This window comes from Methylosinus sp. Sm6, assembly GCF_019802345.1.
In the GTDB taxonomy this organism is placed as follows: Bacteria; Pseudomonadota; Alphaproteobacteria; order Rhizobiales; family Beijerinckiaceae; genus Methylosinus.
This window is the reverse complement of sequence record NZ_JAINDZ010000104.1, coordinates 1-1,778: the sequence shown is the minus strand read 5'-3', so window position 1 is coordinate 1,778 and position 1,778 is coordinate 1. Positions and strand designations below refer to the sequence as shown.

At 67.6% G+C, this 1,778-nt stretch carries 4 protein-coding genes and 1 pseudogene; all 5 read left to right on the top strand.

The window, feature by feature from the left end; all coding sequences use genetic code 11:
* The coding region (locus tag K3F48_RS23660; protein WP_222577890.1) for a hypothetical protein at nucleotides 1-325 on the top strand (325 nt) is incomplete at its 5' end.
* A complete protein-coding gene (locus K3F48_RS23655; RefSeq protein ID WP_222577889.1) occupies nucleotides 322-885 on the top strand; it encodes a hypothetical protein in 564 nt (187 codons plus the stop codon). The genes K3F48_RS23660 and K3F48_RS23655, both read left to right, overlap by 4 nt.
* A gap of 9 nt (nucleotides 886-894) precedes the next feature.
* The gene (locus tag K3F48_RS23650) at nucleotides 895-1,104 is read left to right on the top strand and encodes a hypothetical protein (RefSeq protein ID WP_222577888.1); all 210 of its coding nucleotides are present in this window, start codon (nucleotides 895-897) and stop codon (nucleotides 1,102-1,104) included.
* A 4-nt stretch (nucleotides 1,105-1,108) separates the two neighbouring features.
* Complete coding sequence (locus tag K3F48_RS23645; protein WP_222577887.1) at nucleotides 1,109-1,483, top strand: baseplate assembly protein; 375 nt, start codon at nucleotides 1,109-1,111, stop codon at nucleotides 1,481-1,483.
* Nucleotides 1,480-1,778, top strand: a pseudogene (locus K3F48_RS25085) (baseplate J protein); the annotation flags it as partial. The gene K3F48_RS23645 and the pseudogene K3F48_RS25085, both read left to right, overlap by 4 nt.

The window sequence follows — 1,778 nt, the reverse complement described above, 5'->3', positions numbered from 1 at the left end:
CAGGGATGCGGTGGCGGACGGCGAAAAGATCGGCCGCGACACACAGGCGCTGATGATCGCCAATGCGGTGGCGCTGGCTGTCGCCGGCAATCGCTTCGGCCTCGAAGGCGTGTTCCAGCCCGAGAATTTGCGCGGCGCGAATGAATATTCGGGCGCCGTGCAGGGCATGGGCCTCGCGCTGTGGCAGGTGTCCTGGACCAGTCCCGTGCTGCTCGGCGAGAGCGCCGAGGCGGCGATCGCGGCGCTGGCCGAGCTCTATGTCAATGGCGTGCTGTTCGCCGATCCGCGGCCGACCGGCGCCGATCCTTCGGAGGGCGCGCCGTGAGCAGCCTGGAGGAGCTGTCCTATCAGATCGCCGAACTGCGGCGGATGATCTCCAATCTCGTGCGGCCGGGCGTCGTGAAGAGCTATGACGGCGCCAAGCACCAGGCCGTGCTCGATCTCGGCTTCGAGACACATCCGATCGACGTCGGCGCGCATGGCGGCACGGGCGCGGATTTCGCGCCACTGAAGGCCGGCCAGCAAATCATGGCGCTCTGCCCCGAAGGCGACATCGGCAATGCGATGGTGATCGCCGGCGGCTTTCATGACGGCAACAAGGCCCCGTCGCAGGCGGCCGACGAAGATATTCGCGCGCAGCGCGGCTCCGGCGACAAAGCCGTGCGGCTGCGCACCACGGATCACGCGGCCATCCTCGAGGCGGAGGACGCGAGCGTCACGGTCGAGGGCGGCAAGGTCACGATCACAGCGGACAGGATCATCCTCAGTGGGACGGTCTATCTCGGCGGCGCCGACGCCTCCAAGCCGGCGGCGATGGAAGGCACGATCGACACGCGCGGCGACGCCGATGTGAGCAATCTCGCGACGAAAGTATTCGTCAAATAGGAGGTTTTTATGCGCGGAAAATCGGCTTCGAAGCCCGTCGCGATGCTCTGGTGGCGGGTCATCAAGGCCCGCGACAGCGGCGGGACCATTCACGGGCGTCGCCGCCAAGAGGGCGATGTCTTCGAGGCGCCCGAGAGCGCCATGACCTTCGACGTGCTCGAGGGCCTTGTCCAGCAGATCGAGGCGCCGGCGCTCGCCGGCGCTCCGGCGCAGGAGTGAGACGATGCGGGTCGGCGTCGATCGCCACACGGGCGAGGTGCTGACCGGCTGGGCGGAATGCGCCCAGTCGATCGGCGTCATCGCGACGACGGCGGTCGGCTCGCTGGTGCTCGACCGCGCCTTCGGCTCGCAAGCGCCCGGTCTGCAGGATCGCCCGATGACCGGGCGCAGCATCGTCGATCATTTCATGGCGATCGCCGAGGGGCTGCGCGAGTTCGAGCCGGGCTTTCGGCTGCGCAAGCTCGGCGTCGAGCGCATGGGCGGCGACGGCGTCATCGCCTTGGTGATCCGCGGCGATTTCTATCCAAACGGCCATCTCGGCGATTATTCGCTCGTCGAGCCGGACAAGGCCGTCAATGTGCTGGCGGCGCTGACATGAGCGGCTACACAACGCTCGATCTCTCCACGCTGCCGCCGCCCGAGGCGGTCGAGACGATGTCGTTCGACGAGATCAGGACGCAGAGCCTCGCGACCTTCGTCGATTATTGGACCGCGGCGAGCGCCGCCAATCCGAGCCTGCCGGCCTATACGATCGCCAAGCTGCGCGGCAATCCCGTGCATTTCATGCTGTCGGCCGGCGCGTATCGCGAGGGGCTGTTGCGGCAGCGGCTCAATGAGGCGCTGCGCGCGGTGATGGTCGCCTTCGCCGAGGGCGCCGATCTCGAGCACCTCGC

Coding starts and splice junctions, on each gene's coding strand:
- K3F48_RS23650 (WP_222577888.1), top strand. CDS start 895: ATGCGCGGAAAATCGGCTTCGAAGCCCGTCGCGATGCTCTGGTGGCGG.
- K3F48_RS23645 (WP_222577887.1), top strand. CDS start 1,109: ATGCGGGTCGGCGTCGATCGCCACACGGGCGAGGTGCTGACCGGCTGG.